The 17,204-nt window shown below is 69.2% G+C and carries 17 protein-coding genes; 5 read left to right on the forward strand and 12 right to left on the reverse strand.

Features of this window, described 5'->3' with window-relative positions; genetic code table 11:
- The first annotated feature begins 1,052 nt into the window (after nucleotides 1-1,052).
- Nucleotides 1,053-1,448, forward strand: a complete 396-nt coding sequence (locus tag ACWF7A_RS04090) for a pyridoxamine 5'-phosphate oxidase family protein (RefSeq protein ID WP_452248941.1) — start codon at nucleotides 1,053-1,055, stop codon at nucleotides 1,446-1,448.
- 28 nt (nucleotides 1,449-1,476) lie between these two features.
- On the opposite strand, the gene ACWF7A_RS04095 is transcribed toward ACWF7A_RS04090, so the two are convergent.
- From ACWF7A_RS04095 to ACWF7A_RS04105, 3 genes are all read right to left on the reverse strand, one after another.
- Nucleotides 1,477-1,908, reverse strand: coding sequence for a DUF1931 family protein (locus ACWF7A_RS04095; RefSeq protein WP_452248942.1), 432 nt, complete (start codon nucleotides 1,906-1,908; stop codon nucleotides 1,477-1,479).
- Between the two features lie 97 nt (nucleotides 1,909-2,005).
- The gene (locus ACWF7A_RS04100) at nucleotides 2,006-3,106 is read right to left on the reverse strand and encodes a glycosyltransferase family 4 protein (protein WP_452248943.1); all 1,101 of its coding nucleotides are present in this window, start codon (nucleotides 3,104-3,106) and stop codon (nucleotides 2,006-2,008) included.
- A complete protein-coding gene (locus ACWF7A_RS04105) occupies nucleotides 3,094-5,235 on the reverse strand; it encodes an amylo-alpha-1,6-glucosidase (protein WP_452248944.1) in 2,142 nt (713 codons plus the stop codon). The genes ACWF7A_RS04100 and ACWF7A_RS04105 overlap by 13 nt, the downstream gene beginning before the upstream one ends.
- A 191-nt stretch (nucleotides 5,236-5,426) precedes the next feature.
- Between ACWF7A_RS04105 and ACWF7A_RS04110 the strand changes: the two genes are divergently transcribed.
- From ACWF7A_RS04110 to ACWF7A_RS04125, 4 genes are all read left to right on the forward strand, one after another.
- Nucleotides 5,427-6,398, forward strand: a complete 972-nt coding sequence (locus ACWF7A_RS04110; RefSeq protein ID WP_452248945.1) for a S1C family serine protease — start codon at nucleotides 5,427-5,429, stop codon at nucleotides 6,396-6,398.
- Between the two features lie 16 nt (nucleotides 6,399-6,414).
- Nucleotides 6,415-6,684, forward strand: coding sequence for an iron-sulfur cluster biosynthesis protein (locus ACWF7A_RS04115; RefSeq protein ID WP_452248946.1), 270 nt, complete (start codon nucleotides 6,415-6,417; stop codon nucleotides 6,682-6,684).
- A gap of 22 nt (nucleotides 6,685-6,706) precedes the next feature.
- Complete coding sequence (locus tag ACWF7A_RS04120) at nucleotides 6,707-7,843, forward strand: glutathione-independent formaldehyde dehydrogenase (RefSeq protein WP_452248947.1); 1,137 nt, start codon at nucleotides 6,707-6,709, stop codon at nucleotides 7,841-7,843.
- A 111-nt stretch (nucleotides 7,844-7,954) separates the two neighbouring features.
- Nucleotides 7,955-9,112: a glycosyltransferase gene (locus ACWF7A_RS04125; protein WP_452249557.1), complete on the forward strand. Its 1,158-nt coding sequence runs from the start codon at nucleotides 7,955-7,957 to the stop codon at nucleotides 9,110-9,112.
- Nucleotides 9,113-9,129: 17 nt separating this feature from the next.
- On the opposite strand, the gene ACWF7A_RS04130 is transcribed toward ACWF7A_RS04125, so the two are convergent.
- Genes ACWF7A_RS04130 through ACWF7A_RS04170 form a run of 9 tightly spaced genes read right to left on the reverse strand, consistent with a single transcriptional unit; the run spans nucleotide 9,130 to nucleotide 17,204 of the window.
- A complete protein-coding gene (locus tag ACWF7A_RS04130; protein WP_452248948.1) occupies nucleotides 9,130-10,083 on the reverse strand; it encodes an AraC family transcriptional regulator in 954 nt (317 codons plus the stop codon).
- Between the two features lie 40 nt (nucleotides 10,084-10,123).
- Complete coding sequence (locus ACWF7A_RS04135; protein ID WP_452248949.1) at nucleotides 10,124-11,803, reverse strand: FAD-dependent oxidoreductase; 1,680 nt, start codon at nucleotides 11,801-11,803, stop codon at nucleotides 10,124-10,126.
- On the reverse strand, nucleotides 11,781-12,044 hold the full coding sequence (locus ACWF7A_RS04140) for a UBP-type zinc finger domain-containing protein (protein WP_452248950.1): 264 nt from the start codon (nucleotides 12,042-12,044) through the stop codon (nucleotides 11,781-11,783). The genes ACWF7A_RS04135 and ACWF7A_RS04140 overlap by 23 nt, the downstream gene beginning before the upstream one ends.
- On the reverse strand, nucleotides 12,041-12,466 hold the full coding sequence (locus tag ACWF7A_RS04145) for a hypothetical protein (RefSeq protein ID WP_452248951.1): 426 nt from the start codon (nucleotides 12,464-12,466) through the stop codon (nucleotides 12,041-12,043). The genes ACWF7A_RS04140 and ACWF7A_RS04145 overlap by 4 nt, the downstream gene beginning before the upstream one ends.
- On the reverse strand, nucleotides 12,463-12,903 hold the full coding sequence (gene trxA, locus ACWF7A_RS04150; RefSeq protein WP_452248952.1) for a thioredoxin: 441 nt from the start codon (nucleotides 12,901-12,903) through the stop codon (nucleotides 12,463-12,465). Before trxA ends, ACWF7A_RS04145 begins: the two co-directional genes overlap by 4 nt.
- On the reverse strand, nucleotides 12,900-15,527 hold the full coding sequence (gene clpB / locus ACWF7A_RS04155) for an ATP-dependent chaperone ClpB (protein ID WP_452248953.1): 2,628 nt from the start codon (nucleotides 15,525-15,527) through the stop codon (nucleotides 12,900-12,902). Before clpB ends, trxA begins: the two co-directional genes overlap by 4 nt.
- Before the next feature lie 7 nt (nucleotides 15,528-15,534).
- Complete coding sequence (locus ACWF7A_RS04160) at nucleotides 15,535-15,825, reverse strand: chaperone modulator CbpM (RefSeq protein ID WP_452248954.1); 291 nt, start codon at nucleotides 15,823-15,825, stop codon at nucleotides 15,535-15,537.
- Nucleotides 15,825-16,706 carry a DnaJ C-terminal domain-containing protein gene (locus ACWF7A_RS04165; protein ID WP_452248955.1) on the reverse strand — a complete coding sequence of 294 codons (882 nt, stop codon included), beginning with the start codon at nucleotides 16,704-16,706 and terminating at the stop codon, nucleotides 15,825-15,827. The genes ACWF7A_RS04160 and ACWF7A_RS04165 overlap by 1 nt, the downstream gene beginning before the upstream one ends.
- Before the next feature lie 6 nt (nucleotides 16,707-16,712).
- Complete coding sequence (locus tag ACWF7A_RS04170; protein WP_452248956.1) at nucleotides 16,713-17,204, reverse strand: nucleotide exchange factor GrpE; 492 nt, start codon at nucleotides 17,202-17,204, stop codon at nucleotides 16,713-16,715.

The raw sequence follows: 17,204 nt of genomic DNA on the forward strand, positions 1-17,204 counted from the left end.
GACACCTCCAGTTCGATCGAGCCGCATCCTCGTGCAGCGGAGTCATCATCCGCCACCGCGACCGAGGTCGTACCTACGCTCCTTTGAGCGCACGCTCATCGAGGCACTGCCACACCTGCTCGGGCGGGCCGCGGGACCTGTGGAAATAGGTCTCGGCGAAGACCTGGTCGATCAAAGTACGCGAGCAACATTTGCAGATTCACCACAGTGACCATTGTCTTGAAATTCAACCCACGCCGATAACGCTCAAAGCTGTGGAACTGCCCGTCGACCAGATCGGCCGACGCTCTCGTTGACTTGGTGTGATGATACGAAAGTGGCCGAAATATGAATTACCCCACGGGATTCTGATGAATCCCGTGGGGTAAGAGAATGTCCGAGACCTGGACGCTCGTATGTGCAAGCGTGCGTGGTTTTTGTGTTCATGTGGTCATGGGGAGATTGCCGCCAGATTAGAGGGCTAACTCAGGTAGTTCGATCAGGTGTCCTGGGTGATCTGAATGCCGAGTATCAATTGCGAGAATGAAATCGCACCAGGTGACTCGCAAGCAACTCTGAGGCGTCACACGTCATCCGGGGTCGCGGATGAGCCAGCGGTTGCAGAACATCAGGTCGTGATGCTCGAAACCTTCGTTCACACCCTGACCACAGCTGACCTGGAACGGACAGCCACGAGTCGCCAGGCGGATAGTGTCAGTTGGGCGGTGGCGGTTGACTGAGCTTGTGGATCTTGGGCGTGCAGGAGGGGTGGGCGCGGTGTTCGCCGGCGTCCGCGGCGCGTTCGCGAGCGGTTCGTCAGTCAGGTGGCCTGGTCGACGCCGACTTGCTGGTCGCGTTGTCCTGCTGGAGTCGTGGGCGCCACCGGGTTCCGTCCGAGCGTCACTCTTGAGATGCGGGCGGCGAATCTGGTGATCGTCCGCAGTTCGCGGGTCGCGGAGGCGGCCGTGCCGGTCGCGGCTGGGCTCGGCGATGCGGCCGGTTCAAGGACGCCGGGAAGGCTCGGCGAGGCAGAACATCCCGGTGTATTTGGACGAGTGAAAGCGTGATGTGCGGTGACGGTTGCATGCGAACTCACCAACAGTGAGTGTTGGGACGTGCTGGACCGTGTCAGCCTGGGACGGTTGTTGTACAGCTCGGCTGGTTTGCCGGTGGCTCAGCTCGTGCGGTTCGTCGTGCGCAACAAGGTGGTCATGGGCAGCCTCGACCAGGCCACCGCGGCCAAGGTGTTGCCGGCGGGGGTCGATTTCGTCGCACTTCAGGCCGATGACCTCGTCGAGGGTGCGCAGACGGGACGTTCGGTGACCGTGTACGGCAGGGCGCAGGTGGTGTCCCAGCAACGTCGCGGCAGGGCTGAGGCGGCCGGGTTGCCCAGCCACGAGGGGAACGCCGTCTACGCTTGTGTCGCGCCGACGCATCTGCGCGGCAGCCGGCTGGATCTTCGCGCCTGACCGGTCAATCCCGCAGCGTCGAGGACGGTCACAGGAGAAGGTCGAACAGGCGGAACGCCGATTCCCAGTGCTTGGTCTGCGGGTTGACCAGGGTGGGTTCGATGATCTTGAAGGTGCGGGCCAGACCGATGCTGATCCCGCCGGCGATGTGCGGCACCTGGGCCTCGGCCTCGTCGGAGAGGGTGATGTCCGGTGGGTGCGGCGCCATCGTGTCCAGGGCGTCCTCGAGTTCGGCGAAGAGCTTGTCGAACTCGCGCACGCGTTCCTGCAGGCCCTTGGTGATCGGGAAGTCGTAGGCCTGCACCACGTCGCGGGCGTTCGTCTTCGCCGTGATGCCTGCCATCAGGTACATGTCCCGCAGCTGCTGGTCGAGGAAGTCGTTGTAGCGCTTGAGGTCGTCCTTGTCGACGTCTAGGCCTGCCGCGGTGCGGAAGAAGTGCTCGAACCTGGCTACGTTCATGACCGGCACGGTTGGCTCCTCATCTGGGGTCCTTCGAGCATTGCGGCCCCGCGCCGTCCGCTCGACGTGTTCGCGGGACGAGATCCGGTCGCCGGGTTCACCCTGCGGGGACAGGACGTCGCGGGGCCCTGGCCAAGTGGAGAGTTCGTTCCTCGTTTCCGGCGGCTCGTTCGAGGACCGACCGGTATGTCGCCTTGTAGCGTCGTGCCATCAGCGGGACGTCGAAGCGTTCCTCGGCGTCCGCCCTGCACCGAGCGGGGCTGAGCGAGCCGACTCGGGTCAACGCACTTGCCAGTTCTTCCAGGTCGTCGCACACCCAGCCGGTCTTGCCGTGTGTCACCACTTCGGGCACGGAACCGCGGCGCAGCGCGACCACCGGCGTCCCGCACGCCAGTGCTTCCGCCATCACCAGGCCGAACGGCTCCTCCCACTGGATCGGGAACAGCAGGCACCTGGCCGCCGCGAGCAACGTGAGCTTGTGCTCGCGGTCCGCCTCGCCGAGCCATTCGACGCCATCGCCTTGAAACAGCAACGGCTTCACCACTTCGTCGAAGTAGCGGATCTCTTCTGGTTCGCGGCACTTCGCCGCGATCAGCAGACGTACCCCCGCCGCCCTGGCCGCCTCGATCGCCTCCGGGATGCCCTTCTCGGGTGAGGAGCGGCCGAGGAACAACGCGAAGTCCTCTTTGGTCTGCCGGAACGGGAACTCGGCTACGCGCACGGCGTTGTGCACAGTGGCCACCCAGTTGAGGTCCGGTGCGTGTGCGCGTTGGGCTTCGGACAGTGCTACGAGATGCACGCTGCGGCCCAGCGCCCGGTAGTACCGTCCCATCTCACCGGTCACCGGACCGTGCGCGGTGACCACAGTGGGCAGCGCGCGGCCGCGGGCCAGCAGAGGGCCGGCGAGCGAGTGGTCGTGAACCAGGTCGACGTCGAGACCGGCGAGCGCGTTCGGCAGCGCGGCCGCGTGTCCGACCTCCGGCATGCTCAGGCCGATGCGGTTCTCTTGTGGCACTTCGGAAAGCGATATGAACTTCGCGTCGGTGCCGTTGCGTCCAACCCCGATCAACGTCACGTGCACGGCCTGTCTTGGCAGTTGGTCGGCGAGGTCCGCGCACACGGATTCGATGCCACCGTAGGCCTTCGGTGGGACTTCGTACCACGGGGGTGCCACCATCGCGACTTTCAGTTCGTCCATTCTGGACGAGTTTCCCCAGCGCTTGCGATGAAACCATCCGGCACCTCATTCGCGAGCACTATTTCCTTTGGCAGACCGGCGACACGGACCTCGGAGTCGACCTCGACGGTCACCCGTGCGCCGGCCAGCGGCACGTTGTCCACCGCGATCGGCAGGAAGTGCCCCGGCAACGCCGGGGCGAGCCGCACCGTGCTGTCCGGCACGTCGGGTTCCAGGCGCAGCAACACCCGCAGCAGGTGGACGGGCGCCGCCGAAGCCCATGCCTGCGGCGAGCACGACGTCGGATAGGGGACCGGCCGGGAGAACTCGGTGCGGTCGAAGCCGCACAACAGTTCGGGCAGCCGGCCGCCGAACGCCGCCGCCGCGTCGTACAGCGCGCTCGCCAGCCGTTGGGCGTGCTCGACGAACCCGTACCGCATGAGTCCCGCCGCGACGATGGTGGAGTCGTGTGGCCACACCGATCCGTTGTGGTAGCTCATCGGGTTGTACGCGCCCATGTCGGACGACAGGGTGCGCACACCCCAGCCGGTGAACATCTCCTTCGACATCAACGACTCCGCGATCCGCCCGGCCTTGTCCTCGTCGACGATGCCGGTCCACAGGCAGTGCCCGATGTTGGACGTGACCGAGTCGACCGGTCGTTTGGCGTGGTCCAGCGCGACGGCGTAACGGCCGAGTTCGGGCAGCCAGAACGCCTCGTTGAACCTCTCCTTCAGCGTCCGGGCCCGATCCTCCCAGTACTGCGGATCGTCACCGGCGACCCGTGCGAGACCCGCCCGCGCGCGGAACGCGGCGTACACGTAGCCCTGCACCTCGCACAACGCGATCGGGCTGCTCGCGATCGTGCCGTCGGCGAAGTTGACGCCGTCCCACGAGTCCTTCCAGCCCTGGTTCACCAGGCCGCGCTCGGTGGCGCGGTGGTACTCGACGAACCCGTCACCGTCGCGGTCGCCGTAGTGGTCGATCCATTCGAGCGCGCGGTCGGCGTGCGGCAGAAGTGCGGCCATCCGGTCGTCGCCGATGCCCCACCGGTTCAGTTCGCCGAGCAGCATCACGAACAACGGTGTGGCATCCGCGGTGCCGTAGTAGACGTTGCGTCCGCCGAGCGCGAGGGAGGAGTCCGCGCCGAACCGGATCTCGTGCAGGATCCTGCCGGGTTCCTCCTCGCTGTTCGGTTCCACGGTCGTGCCCTGGTGGCGTGCGAGCGTCTGTGCGGTGCCGAGCGCCAGCGTGGGGTCGATCGTCAGCGCCATCAGGGACGACAGGATCGAGTCGCGCCCGAACAAGGTCATGAACCACGGTGCTCCGGCCGCGATCACGGTGTCCTGGGGCCGTTCCGGGTCGAAGATGCGCAGTGCGCCGAGGTCCTCTCTGCTCTGCTGGAGCGTGCGCATCAGCGCCGGTGCGCCGAACACCCGGAGCACCGGCCCCGTCTCGTGCCACTGCCGCGCTCGCGCCATGGGTGCCGACTGCTCGACCGGCTGGTCCAGCGGGAACATCGCGGGCGTCAGCTCGCCGTCCACCACCGGCCGCGCGGTGACACGGGTCGACCACTCACCCCGCGCGGGCACCACCGCGTGGAAGGTCAGCCGGTCCAGGTCGTACTCGGCGTGATCAGCGCTCACCCACACGCCCCGGCCACCGCGGCTGAGCGTGAGCCCGTCGTCGCGGGCCTCCGCGCCGTGACGGCGGTGGTCGGCACGCACGCGATCCTCCTTGACCTCGAACAGGTCCGCGAAGTCGGCGTGCACGTGCACGGTCAGTGTGACCGACACGTCCTGTGGTCCGTAGTTGCGCAGCACGACGTCCTCGCGCATGCCCGCGCCGATGTACCGGGTGCGTTCCACCAGCAGGGAGCTCTCGCCGCGAGTGCCGAGGAGCGCTCGCCCGAGGAACGTCGTGCGGAACGGTTCCGCCGGCACCGCGGTGATCGGCTCAGCCGGTGCGCCGTCGATCCTCAGCCGCCAGCCGGACACGATCCGGGTGTCCATGAAGAACGTGCCCTGGGCGCCTTCGGTGTGGATGTCGCCGTCGTGCCCGCACACGCAGAACGACGTGCCGTTGACCAGGGTGACCGTGCCGGCGGAGAGCGTGGCGGGGTGGCCGTCGAATGCCCAGCCCCCGGTCATCTCGTTCCGGCGTGGAGATCGAGCATCATCGTCCTGCCGCCTCTCGTGATTGGGCACCACCAGCAGGCTGCAATGGTTCGGCGGAGCGCGCCTTCTCCTGCGAGGTCGAAATTTCCCGCTTGCGTTGGGCCTGCGGGGTCAGGTCTCGGCGGGGACCGTGTGAGCCGGGTTTCGACGGGTAGCCGGGCGGCATGTTCCCAAGAGTTCTGGCATTTTTGTTGTTGTTGCTGGGTTTGGTCGCGTGCACGGACAACCGGTCCCCGCCACCCGCCGGCGCGGGTGAGAGCGAGGGTGCCGGTTCCTACGCCGACGTGGTCACGCGCACCGCACCGTCCGCGGTGACCGTCCGGGTCGAGGACGGTGTGGGCAGCGGGGTCGTACTGCGTTCCGACGTCGTGGTGACCAACGAGCACGTGGTGAAGACCAACCGGCAGGTGCGCATCCGGTACGCCGACGGGCAGGAGTCCGGTGGCGAGGTGATCGCCACGGATCCGTTGTCGGACCTGGCGGTGGTCCGCACCGAGCGGAAGAACCTGCCTGTCGCCGAGTTCCGCGCCGAGTTGCCCAGGCCGGGGGAGGCCGTGCTCGCGATCGGCAGTCCGCTCGGGCTGGAGTTCACGGTGACCGCGGGAATCGTGTCCGGTCTGCACCGGACGTTGTCCGGCGGTCCGCAGGTCGAGCTCATCCAGACCGACGCGCCGATCTCGCCCGGCAACTCCGGTGGCGCACTGCTCGACTCGGCGGGACGTGTCATCGGGATCAACGAGTCCTACATCCCGCCCTCGCAGGGTGCGGTGTCGCTGGGGTTCGCGATTCCGTCCGGCGTGACCCTGGACGTGGCGGAGAAGTTGTTGTCCGCCGGCAAGGTCGAACACCCGTACCTCGGGGCGTCCCTGGGAGACCTGACGCCGGAGATCCGCTCGCGGTTCGGGATCACCACCGAACGCGGTGCCCTGGTGCTGGAGGTCGAGCCCGCGGGGCCCGCCGAGGCCGGTGGGATGCGCGCCGGGGACGTGGTCGTGGAGATGAAGGACCAGCAGGTCGGCGGTGTCCAGGACGTCCAGGCCGTGCTGCGGTCCTCCCGCGTCGGGGAACGGATCCCCGTCTCGGTGCGACGCGGGGACCAGCTGACCCAGTTGACGGTTGCCCTGGGCAGCCGATGAGCGTTCGGAGGTTGCCGTGCTGGAGATGACGTCCGTTGCCGCTGCTGTGATCAGGGACCTGATGGAGGGGGAGGGGCGGTCTGCGGGACTGCGGCTCGACTTCGCCGACGGTGACCTGCACGTCACGCGCGCCGCCGGTCCGGAGGAGGGCGACGAGGTGGTCACCGCTCGCTCCGGCGAACGCGTCTTCGTCGCCCCGGAATCCGCGGACTACCTGGACGACAAGGTCCTCGACGCCCGCACGGACTCCGACGGCACCCCGGTCTTCGGGGTGTCACGCCGATGAGCACCCCAAGAAGGCAGGGATCATGAAAGCCGTCGTGTACAAGAACCCGTACGAGGTAGCCGTCGAGGAGGTGCCGGAGCCGAAGCTCGAGCATCCCAACGACGTGATCGTCCGCATCACCTCGACCGCGATCTGCGGATCGGACCTGCACATGTACGAGGGGCGGACCGCCGCCGAACCGGGAATCGTGTTCGGGCACGAGAACATGGGTGTGGTCGAGCAGGCCGGTGACGGTGTCACGACGATCAAGCAGGGCGATCGGGTGGTGATGCCGTTCAACGTCGCATGCGGGTTCTGCGTGAACTGCGTGCGCGGCTACACGGGGTTCTGCCTCACGGTGAATCCCGGATTCGCCGGCGGCGCCTACGGATACGTGTCCATGGGCCCGTACTCCGGTGGGCAGGCCGAGAAGCTCCGCGTGCCGTACGCGGACTTCAACTGCCTGAAACTGGGGCCGGGAACCGACCACGAGCTCGACTTCGTGTTGCTGGCCGACATCTTCCCGACCGGCTACCACGGCTGTGAGCTCGCCGAGGTCACTCTCGGCGAGTCGGTCGCGGTGTTCGGCGCCGGTCCGGTCGGCCTGATGGCCGCGTACTCCGCGCTGTTGCGCGGCGCGGCGAAGGTGTTCGTCGTCGACCGCGTCCCGGAACGGTTGCGCAAGGCCGAGGAGATCGGCGCCGTGCCGATCGACTTCAGCCGGGGCAACGCCGCGCAGCAGATCGTCGAGCAGTGCGGGGATCTCGGCGGTGTGGACAAGGGCGTCGACGCCGTCGGGTACCAGGCGCATTCGGACAGCGGCACCAAGGAGGAACCGGCCGTCGTGCTGAACTCGTTGATCGAGACGGTGCGTGCGACCGGCATGCTCGGCGTACCCGGTCTCTACGTGCCCGCCGACCCCGGCGCGCCGGACGAGCAGTCGAAACAGGGCATGCTGCTCGTGTCGATCGGTCGCATGTTCGAAAAGGGTCTGCGCATGGGCACGGGCCAATGCGACGTGAAGCGCTACAACGCGCGGTTGCGCGACCTGATCGTCGCGGGCCGGGCGAAGCCGAGTTTCGTGGTGTCGCACGAACTTTCACTCGACGAGGCGCCGATGGCGTACGAGAAGTTCGACAAGCGGGTCGACGGCTTCACCAAGGTCGTGCTGCACCCATGACCGGAAACGGTCGCTGAGTTCGTCCTCGTCTGCCCAAGCGCTGCCGCGACCGGTCCGTCGACGATTGCCTCCCGGATTCGACGCGAGGAGGAACACGTGGAGCACGACCGGTTGCGGATCGCGATGGTGTCGGCGGAGGAGCCCAGCGCCGGACAGCGTGCGCACGTGGCGGGGCTGTCGGCGGCACTCGCCTGCCGCGGCCACGCTGTCACGGCCTACACCCGCCTGGAGAGCGCACTTTCGCCGGATCGCGAGCGCACGGAGCTCGGTTACGACGTCGTGCGCCTGCCAGCCGGGCCCGTGGTGCCGATCGACGAGAACGAGATGATCTCCCAGATCGGCCGGCTCGCCGAACTTCTCGGACGTGAGTGGCGCGACGCCCCGCCGGACGTCGTGCACGCGCACGGCTGGACATCGGGACTGGCCAGCGTGCTGGCCGAGCACCAGGGGATTCCCGTGGTGCAGACGTACTACGGACTCGGCGGTTCGGTCAGGAGGTCGCTGGCGGAACGAATCGTCGGGCGCGAGGTCACGCGGGTCGCCGCGATGTCGTCCAACGAGGTGCTCGCGCTCAATCGCACGGGTGTCGGCCGGAGCCGGATCTCCGTCGTTCCGACCGGTGTGGACGTGCGGACGTTCACACCGTGGGGACGAACGGCACAACGCGGCACGCGGAGTCGCATCGTGACCGCCGCGCCGCAGAGAGGTCTGGCGGATCTCGTGAAGGTGCTGTCCCACGTGGAGGACGCCGAGTTGCTGATCATCGGCGGGCCGGGGAAACGGCGGATCGGTCAGGACCCCGGAATGCGGCGGTTGCGCGCGCTCGCCGCGGAGGTCGGTGTCGCGGACCGGGTCGTGTTCACCGGAGGCGTGTCACGGGAGCGGACTGTCGCGTTGCTGCGTTCCGCGGACGTCGTGGTGTGCGCGCCGCGGTGCGAACCGGTCGGTCACGCCTCGCTCGAGGCGATGGCGTGTGGAGTGCCCGTCGTGGCGACCGCGGTGGGCGCGTTGGCGGACTCGGTGGTCGACGGGGTGACGGGTCTGCACGTCCCGCCGGGGAGACCGCGCCTGCTGGCGAAGGCGTTGTGCGGGCTGCTCGCTGATGGCGTCCGCCGCCAAGAGCTCGGTGCCGCGGCCCGCGACCGGGCGTGCGCGCGGTACTCGTGGGACCGGATCGCGACCGACACGCTGCGGGCGTACGAACGGGCGGGCGCGCGGACCGCCGGTCCCGCGCGGCGAGCCGTTCAGGACTCTGTTTCGCGGCGGTGAAGTCGCCGGCCGGGGGATCAGCGGTGTCTGCGGCTTCTTCTGAGCGTCTCGGACGGCGACTCCCCGAAACGGCGGCGGTACGTTCCCGCGAACCGTCCCAGATGGACGAACCCCCAGGAGGCGGCCGCGTCGGTGACGGTCAGGCCCGGCGCCGCCGCGGTGAGGTCGCGGTGCACCCGACCCAGCCGCACGTCGCGCAGGTACGTCGTCGGCGACACCCCGGTGTGCAGTCTGAACCCGGCCTGCAGCGCCCGCGCCGAGACCGCGACCGCCGCTGCCAGCGTGGTGGTGGTCCACGCCTCGTGCGGCCGTTCCTCCAGCAGTTCCACGGCCTCGCGCACCGGACCGCGCGGGATGTGGCGTGCTCTCTCCAGCTCCGCACGGTGATCGTGCCGCAGGGTGAGCAGCAGGCCGTCCAGCACGAGTTGCTCCAGCGTGCCGGCCGCGAGGGGGTGGCGGCGCAGCAGGGCCGGCCCCTCGAACTCCCGCAGGAACGGGGCGAGCACGTCCAGCACGCCCTGCTGCGGTGCGGGCGCGAACCCGATCCGGCCCACCGGACGCCCGAGCATGGCCGCGAGCCGTTGTTCCAGCGTCACCCGTTCCACCATGAGGCACAGCTGCGCGCAGTCAGCGCTCCACGTGATCGACGCCGGTTCGTCCGGCAGGTGTGCGACCGTCTCGGCGGGACCGGCGTCCACCGACACGCGCCCGAACGACGACCGGGCACGGCCCTGCACCGGCATGTTGAAGTGGTACGCGAACGCGTTCGTCGTGCGCATGTCGACCTCTTGGCCGTACGCGAGGTAGCCGGCCGTGAGGGAACCGAGCCGGACCGCGTTCAACCGCATGTCGAGCGGCTTCTCCCTGCCCTTGGGAGCGATCTGGTGCGGCAGGAACACACGGGCGACCGAGTCCTCCGCCTCATCGATCCGGGTCGCGCGGCTCACCGGATGGTTGAGTAGTCTCTCCACGCGTCACAGCATGCCAAACGGGTGCTTGCGGCCGTCCGCCTCATCTGCTTGCTCCGAACGAGAGGTGGTCGTGGACGAGCCGGACCACCATCGCGCCCTCGCCGACCGCGGAGCCGACCCGTTTGATCGACCCGCTGCGCACGTCGCCGATCGCGAACACGCCCGGCCGGTTCGTCTCCAGCGGGAACGGCCTTCTGCCCTTGTGCCACCAGGAGTCGTCGGTGGCGACGTGTTCACCGGTGAGGACGAAGCCGTCGTCGTCCAGCGCGATCAACGACGAGAGCCAGGTCGTGCACGGCTTCGCGCCGATGAACACGAACAGCGCCCGCACCTGCAGGGCGCGCCGGTCGTGGTTGCGGTTGTCCTCCACGACGACGCCGTCGAGCTTGTCGCCACCCAGCAGCTCCACGACCTCGTGGTGCAGCAGCACCTCGATCCGGGGATGGCTCGTCACGCGGTCGACCAGGTAACGGGACATGTCCTTGTTCAGATCGCCGCCGCGCACCACCAGGTGGACCTGGGGGACCCGGTCCGCGAGGAACACGGCGGCCTGGCCTGCCGAGTTGCCCCCGCCCACGATCGCGACCGGGTTCGCCTGGCACTCGCGGGCTTCGTGGATCGTGGCGGCGTAGTACACGTCGGTCGACTCGAAGTCGGTGAGCCGGGGCAGGTCGAGCCTGCGGTAGCGCGCGCCGGTCGCGATCACCAGTGATCGCGTCCTGACCTGGGACGAGTCGTCGAAGCCCACCACGTAGTGGCCGTCGTGCGCGGAGAACGAGACCGCCTCCGCGGACACGTTCACGGGCACGCCGAACTTCCCGGCCTGCAGGACGGCGCGTTCGGTGAGGTCCGGGCCGGAGATGCCGGCCGGGAAACCCAGGTAGTTCTCGATCCGCGACGTCGTCCCGGCCTGGCCACCGGCGGCGACCGAGTCGACGGCCACCACGCCGAGCCCGTCCGCGGCGCCGTACACGACGGCCGCGAGGCCACCGGGGCCCGCGCCGACCACGAGCAGGTCGGTGAGGTCGCCCGGCGGGGACGACGCGTGCAGACCGAGTGCCTGGGCCAGCTCCCGGTTGCCCGGGTTGCGCAGCGTCCCGCCGCCGGGCACCACGACCACGGGGATCTCGTCGACGGTCACGCCGAACCGGCGCAGCAGTTCCTCGGCGTCGCTGTCGTTGTCGGTGTCGACCAGCCGGTGGGGGATTCGGTTGCGCGCGGCGAACTCCAGCAGCCGCTTGGTGTCCGGCGAGAAGCACGAGCCGATGATCTGCAGGCCGCTGCCCCTGCCGATCAGCACCGCCCGGCGCATCAGGTACGCGCGCAGGACCAGGCCTCCCAGCACCGGGTCGTTGCGCACCAGCTCGTTCAGCTCGGCCGCGGACAGCTGGACGACCTCGCCGGGCCGTGCGACGACGGCCGTCACGAACGACGGTTGCCCTTCCAGCAGACCGAGTTCGCCGAGGAACCGGCCCGGTCCGTGCACCCGCACGACCTCGCCGTGCTCCAGCACCTGCACGACACCGCTGACGATCACGAAGAAGTCGTGGTCGCGGTCGCCTTCGGCGTACAGCACTTCCCCTTCTCGTGTCGGGCGCCTCGTGCCGTGCAGCGCGATCTGGTCGATCTGGTCTTCGTCGAGGCGGGGGAAGGCACCGTGCTCGTCCGGTGTCTCCTGCGGCCCGGACGAACGCTGCTCAGACGAAAGCCTGGTGGACATAACACCACCGCCAGTTCTCGCCGGGTTCGAAAGAACGCACGATCGGATGGCCGATGCCGAAAGCGTGCCTGCGCGCGTGTTTCATCGGCGAGGAGTCGCAGCAGCCGACGTGCCCACACGTGAGGCACAGTCGGAGGTGAACCCACTGGGTGCCCGAGATGAGGCACTCACGGCAACCCTGCGGGGTCTGCGGCACGACCTCGCGCACGAGCGCGAGGTGTTCGTCCACGATCGTGGTCATCGGTCCTCCCGTGTCACGTCGTCGAGCACCAGCGACAGGCCGACCCCCAGCAACCACACGTCCTTCGCCAGCGAGATGCCCTGTTCGGTCGGTCGCAGGCTGCCTTTCTGTCGCATCCCGGGTGTCTTCAGGTAGAGCCCGAGCAACCCGCCGGCGAACCCGGTGAGCGCGGCACCGGCGACGACCGCGGGCACCAGCGGCACCAGCAACGCCACGCCGGTCATGATCTCCCCGGCCGCGAGCAGCGTCGTGAACCGCTGGGCGTCGAGCTTGCCCAGCACCGGGTACGTGGTCGCCGCGAAGCCCTGCAGGGACTCCGCGGTCTCCTGGTCGGCGTGCAGCTTGCCGAGTCCGGAATTGAGCACGTACGCGCCGGTGGTGACGCGCGCGGGCAGTTGTCGCAGCAGGTATCGGCTGATCATGTCTTCACCTCGGGAACGAGAGCGTGGTCGAGCCAGGCGCGCAGCTGGGGTGCGGGCACCGCGCCGGGTTGCCGCGCGATCACCTCACCGGCGCGCAGGATCATCAGCGTGGGTATCGAACGCACCTCGAACCGATCTGACAGACGGGGGGCGCGGTCGACGTCCACCCGCACGAGCTTGATGTCGCCGGCCCGTTCGTGTGCGAGCTGGTCCAGCACCGGGCTGACCATCCTGCACGGCCCGCACCACGTCGCCCACATGTCCACCAGCACGGGAACCTCCGCCTGCTCGGCCACCTCGGCGAAGTCGTCGTCGAGCGCGTCGACGATCCACGGCAGCGGTCGGCCGCAGTTACCGCACTTCGGCTTGCCCTGTGCGACAACGGGTATGCGGTTGGTCTTGCCGCAGTTCTGGCAGGCGATGTCGGTCGTCCTCATGCGACCGCCCTGCTCTCACCGGACGTGACGACGGACAGCTCGTCGTCCACCACGTCCACCCGGATCGTCGTGTTCTCCGCCAGGTCACCCGCGATCAGTGCGCGGGCGACGCGCGTCTCGACCTCGTGCGCGATGTAGCGGCGCAGCGGCCGTGCTCCGTAGACGGGGTCGAAGCCGCGCAGGGCGATGAACTCGCGGGCCGGTTCGGTGAGCTCGACGTCGATCCGGCGTTCGGCCAGGCGGGCGCGCAGCTCGGCGAACTGCAGGTCCACGATGCGTTCGATCTGTTCCAGCCGCAGCGGCGTGAACAGGACGATGTCGTCGACGCGGTTGAGGAACTCGGGCCGGAAGTGGTCGCGCAAGGACGCCAGCACGGCCCCGCGCGCGTCCGGTTTGATCTCCCCGTCGGCGGTGACGCCGTCCAGCAGGTGCTCCGAGCCGATGTTGGACGTCATGATGATGACGGTGTTGCGGAAGTCGACCGTGCGGCCCTGCGCATCGGTGATCCGGCCGTCGTCGAGCACCTGCAGGAACGTGTTGAACACGTCCGGGTGCGCCTTCTCCATCTCGTCGAGCAGCACGACGGAGTAGGGCTTGCGCCGCACCGCTTCCGTGAGCTGGCCGCCCTCGTCGTAGCCGACGTAGCCGGGAGGCGCGCCGATGAGCCGCGAGACCGTGTGCTTCTCTTGGTACTCGCTCATGTCGAGGCGCACCATGTTGTCCTCGCTGTCGAACAGCGCCGCCGCCAGCGTCTTCGCCAGCTCGGTCTTGCCGACCCCGGTGGGGCCCAGGAAGATGAACGACCCGATCGGCTTGCGCGGGTCCTTCACCCCCGCCCGCGCACGGATGATCGCGTCGGCGACCAGCCGCACCGCGTCCTCCTGGCCGATCACCCGCTCGTGCAGGATCTGGTCCAGCTTCAGCAACTTCTCCCGCTCGCCCTCCTGGAGCCTCGACACCGGGATGCCGGTCCACGCCGCGACGATCTCGGCGATCTCGTCCTCGGTCACCACTTCCTTGAGCAGCCGGTGCCCGCCCTGTTTGCCGGCGAGCCGGTCCTCCTCGGCCGCGAGCTGGGTCGCCAGTTCGGTGAGCGTGCCGTAACGCAGTTCCGCGGCCCGGTTGAGGTCGTAGGCGCGTTCGGCCTCCTCGGCTTCGCGGCGCACGCGTTCCAGCTCGCCGCGCAGGTCCTGCACGCGCCGGATGGCCTGCCGCTCCGCCTCCCACTGCGCGGTCATGGCGTCGAGTTCGGCGCGCAGGTCGGCGAGCTCCTTGCGCAGCGCGGCCAGTCGTTGCTCACTGGCCTGGTCGGTCTCCTTGGCCAGCGCGGCTTCCTCGATCTCCAGGCGGGTCACGCGCCGCGACGTCTCGTCCAGTTCGGCCGGCATCGAGTCGATCTCGGTGCGCAGCCGTGCGCACGCCTCGTCCACCAGGTCGATCGCCTTGTCCGGCAGGAACCTGTCGGTGATGTAGCGCCGGGACAGCACCACGGCGGACACGAGCGCGGCGTCCTGGATCTTGACGCCGTGGAAGACCTCGAGACGTTCCCGCAGGCCGCGCAGGATCGAGATCGCGTCCTCCGGCGACGGCTCGGCCACGACGACGGTCTGAAACCGCCGTTCCAGCGCGGCGTCGGACTCGATGTGCTTGCGGTACTCGTCGAGCGTGGTGGCGCCGATCATGTGCAGCTCACCGCGCGCGAGCATCGGTTTGAGCATGTTGCCCGCGTCCATGGACCCCTCGGCGGCGCCCGCGCCCACGACGGTGTGCAACTCGTCGACGAACAGCAGGATCCGTCCGTCGGCGGCCTTGACCTCGGCGAGCACGGCCTTGAGCCGTTCCTCGAACTCGCCGCGGTACTTGGCGCCGGCCACGAGGGAGCTCATGTCGAGGGAGAAGACCGTCTTGTCCCGCAGGCCTTCCGGCACGTCGCCGCGCACGATCCGCTGGGCGAGCCCTTCGACGATCGCGGTCTTGCCGACGCCGGGCTCGCCGATCAGCACCGGGTTGTTCTTCGTCTTGCGGGAGAGGATCTGGACCACCCGGCGGATCTCCGCGTCCCGGCCGATCACCGGGTCGAAGTCGCCGGTCCGGGCGTCGTTCACGAGGTCGCGGCCGTACTTCTCCAGGGCCTCGTAGGTCCCCTCCGGTGTGGCACTGCGCACGCGCTGGTTGCCGCGGATTCGGGCCAGACCCTCCAGAAACCGGTCCCGGGTGACGCCGTACCGCGCCAGGATCTGGCCGGATTTGGTGCTCTCGCCCTCCTCCGCCAGCGCGAGCAGCAGGTGCTCGACGCTGACGTACTCGTCCTTGAGCCGCTTGGCCTCCCGTTCCGCGGCGTCGAGAACGCCCATCAGCCTGCGGGTGACGCTGACCTGCCCTGGTTGGACACCCGGTCCGGTCACCTTCGGGCGGCGGGAGAGAACGGTCCGCACGTCCTCCGTCAGCGCCGGCACGTCCACGTCCGCCTGGGTGAGCAGTCGCGGCACCAGGCCGTCGGGCTGCTCGACCAGGGCCATCAGGAGGTGTTCGCCGTCGGTCTCGGTGTGCCCGAGCCTCTGGGCGACCTCCTGGGCGGATTGCAGCGCCTCCTGCGACTTCTGCGTCAGCCGGTTCAGGTCCACAGCCGGTTCACCTCCATGTTTCACTCCCGCGCACTTGCGCTTCGAGGACTCGGATCCGGTCGAGCAGGTCCAGCACGAGCCCGATCGCGTTGTAGTTGAGCGAGAGCCCGCCGCGCAGCCGCTGGATCCGCGCGATGCGGGCGGCGGTGTCCGGCGGGAACCACAGCCGTCCGCCGTCGTCCACCGCGCACTCGATCAGCCCGAGCGCGGCGAACCGGCGCACCAGGTCCGGGTGGAGTCCTGTGTGGACGGACACGTGGTCGGCGCTCAGCCTGGCCGGTTTCGTCAGGACGTACATCACGAGCCTCTCGGGTCGAAGTCGGAGACCGCGGCGAGTTCCTCGAAGAGTTCCCGTTCCCGCCTGCCGAGCTTTTTCGGGACCACGACCTTCACGACCGCGTAGAGGTCACCGGCTTTGCCACGCGGGTTCGGCATTCCCTCACCGCGCAGCCGCAGCCGTCGTCCGCTCGACGAGCCGGCCACCACGCGGACCTTCGCCTCGCCGCCCGGTGTCGTGATCGGCACGGTGGCGCCGAGGGCCGCCTCCCACGGCGCGACCGGCAGGTCCACGACGACGTCGCGGCCTTCCAGCCGGTACCGGGGGTGCGGCGCTATCCGGACCACCAGGAACAGGTCCCCGGACGTGCCGCCGCCGGAACCCTGCCCGCCCTGGCCGGACAGGCGGATGCGCTGGCCGTCCACCACACCGGGCGGGATCGTGACGTCGAGGTCGCGGCCGCCGATCGTGAGCCTGCGCTGGCCGCCGCGGTAGGCGTCCTCGACCGAGAGCGTCAGCTCGGCCTCCTGGTCGGCGCCGGGAACCGGGCCGCCGCGGCCGGCACGGCGGAAGACCCCGCCGAACAGGTCCTCGAAGTCGAAGTCCTCGAACCCGCCGCGGTCCGGTCCGCTCGTGTACACCGTGCGTCCCCGAGGAGCGCGTTCGCCGTAGTCCTCCGGAACGCGCCGGAAGTCCTCGCCGAACCGCTCGTACCGCTTGCGCTGCGCCGGATCCGAGAGGACCTCGTAGGCCTCGCTGACCTCCTTGAACCGGTCCTCGGCGCCGGGGTCGTGGTTGACGTCCGGGTGGTACTGCCGTGCGAGCTTGCGGTACGCCCGCCCGATCTCGTCGTCGCCCGCGCCGCGGGGCACGCCGAGCACGTCGTAGAAGTCCGTGGCCACGCCGGCTCACTCCCGCCGGCGCGACACCGCGACCGCCGCGGGACGAAGATCGCCGTAACCCGGCCGCAGCACGCGCACGACCGTGTTCGCCGGCGCGTCCGGGTCGTCCATCACCGTCACGACCTCGTGCACGGCCGGGTCGAACGGCACGCCGGTGGCGTCGTGACGCGGGTAGCCGAGCCTGGCGAGCGCCTCGACGGCCTGGTCGAGGGTCGCCCGCACGCCTTCGGCGAACGCGTCGTCGGAGGCGTGCCCGAGCGCGAGCTCCAGGTTGTCGAGCACCGGTAGCCAGGCCGACGCCACCCGTCCGCGTTCGGCGGTGCGTTCGCGGTCGAGCTCCCGGTCGTGCCGCTTGCGCGTGTTCTCCAGCTCCGCCATGGCACGCAGCCAGCGGTCTTCCAGCTCGGCGGCGTCCCGTTCCGGGGCCGGCGCCTGAGGAGGGGCGGCGTCGGCCCCGGAACCAGCCGCTGCGTTCGCGGCGTTCCCCTGGGTGGTCAT

The organism is Lentzea sp. NPDC055074 (assembly GCF_053608005.1).

Coding starts and splice junctions, on each gene's coding strand:
- ACWF7A_RS04095 (WP_452248942.1), bottom strand. CDS start 1,908: ATGAACGTAGCCAGGTTCGAGCACTTCTTCCGCACCGCGGCAGGCCTA.
- ACWF7A_RS04100 (WP_452248943.1), bottom strand. CDS start 3,106: ATGGACGAACTGAAAGTCGCGATGGTGGCACCCCCGTGGTACGAAGTC.
- ACWF7A_RS04105 (WP_452248944.1), bottom strand. CDS start 5,235: ATGACCGGGGGCTGGGCATTCGACGGCCACCCCGCCACGCTCTCCGCC.
- ACWF7A_RS04110 (WP_452248945.1), top strand. CDS start 5,427: ATGTTCCCAAGAGTTCTGGCATTTTTGTTGTTGTTGCTGGGTTTGGTC.
- ACWF7A_RS04120 (WP_452248947.1), top strand. CDS start 6,707: ATGAAAGCCGTCGTGTACAAGAACCCGTACGAGGTAGCCGTCGAGGAG.
- ACWF7A_RS04135 (WP_452248949.1), bottom strand. CDS start 11,803: ATGTCCACCAGGCTTTCGTCTGAGCAGCGTTCGTCCGGGCCGCAGGAG.
- ACWF7A_RS04140 (WP_452248950.1), bottom strand. CDS start 12,044: ATGACCACGATCGTGGACGAACACCTCGCGCTCGTGCGCGAGGTCGTG.
- ACWF7A_RS04145 (WP_452248951.1), bottom strand. CDS start 12,466: ATGATCAGCCGATACCTGCTGCGACAACTGCCCGCGCGCGTCACCACC.
- trxA (WP_452248952.1), bottom strand. CDS start 12,903: ATGAGGACGACCGACATCGCCTGCCAGAACTGCGGCAAGACCAACCGC.
- ACWF7A_RS04160 (WP_452248954.1), bottom strand. CDS start 15,825: ATGTACGTCCTGACGAAACCGGCCAGGCTGAGCGCCGACCACGTGTCC.
- ACWF7A_RS04170 (WP_452248956.1), bottom strand. CDS start 17,204: ATGACCACCCAGGGGAACGCCGCGAACGCAGCGGCTGGTTCCGGGGCC.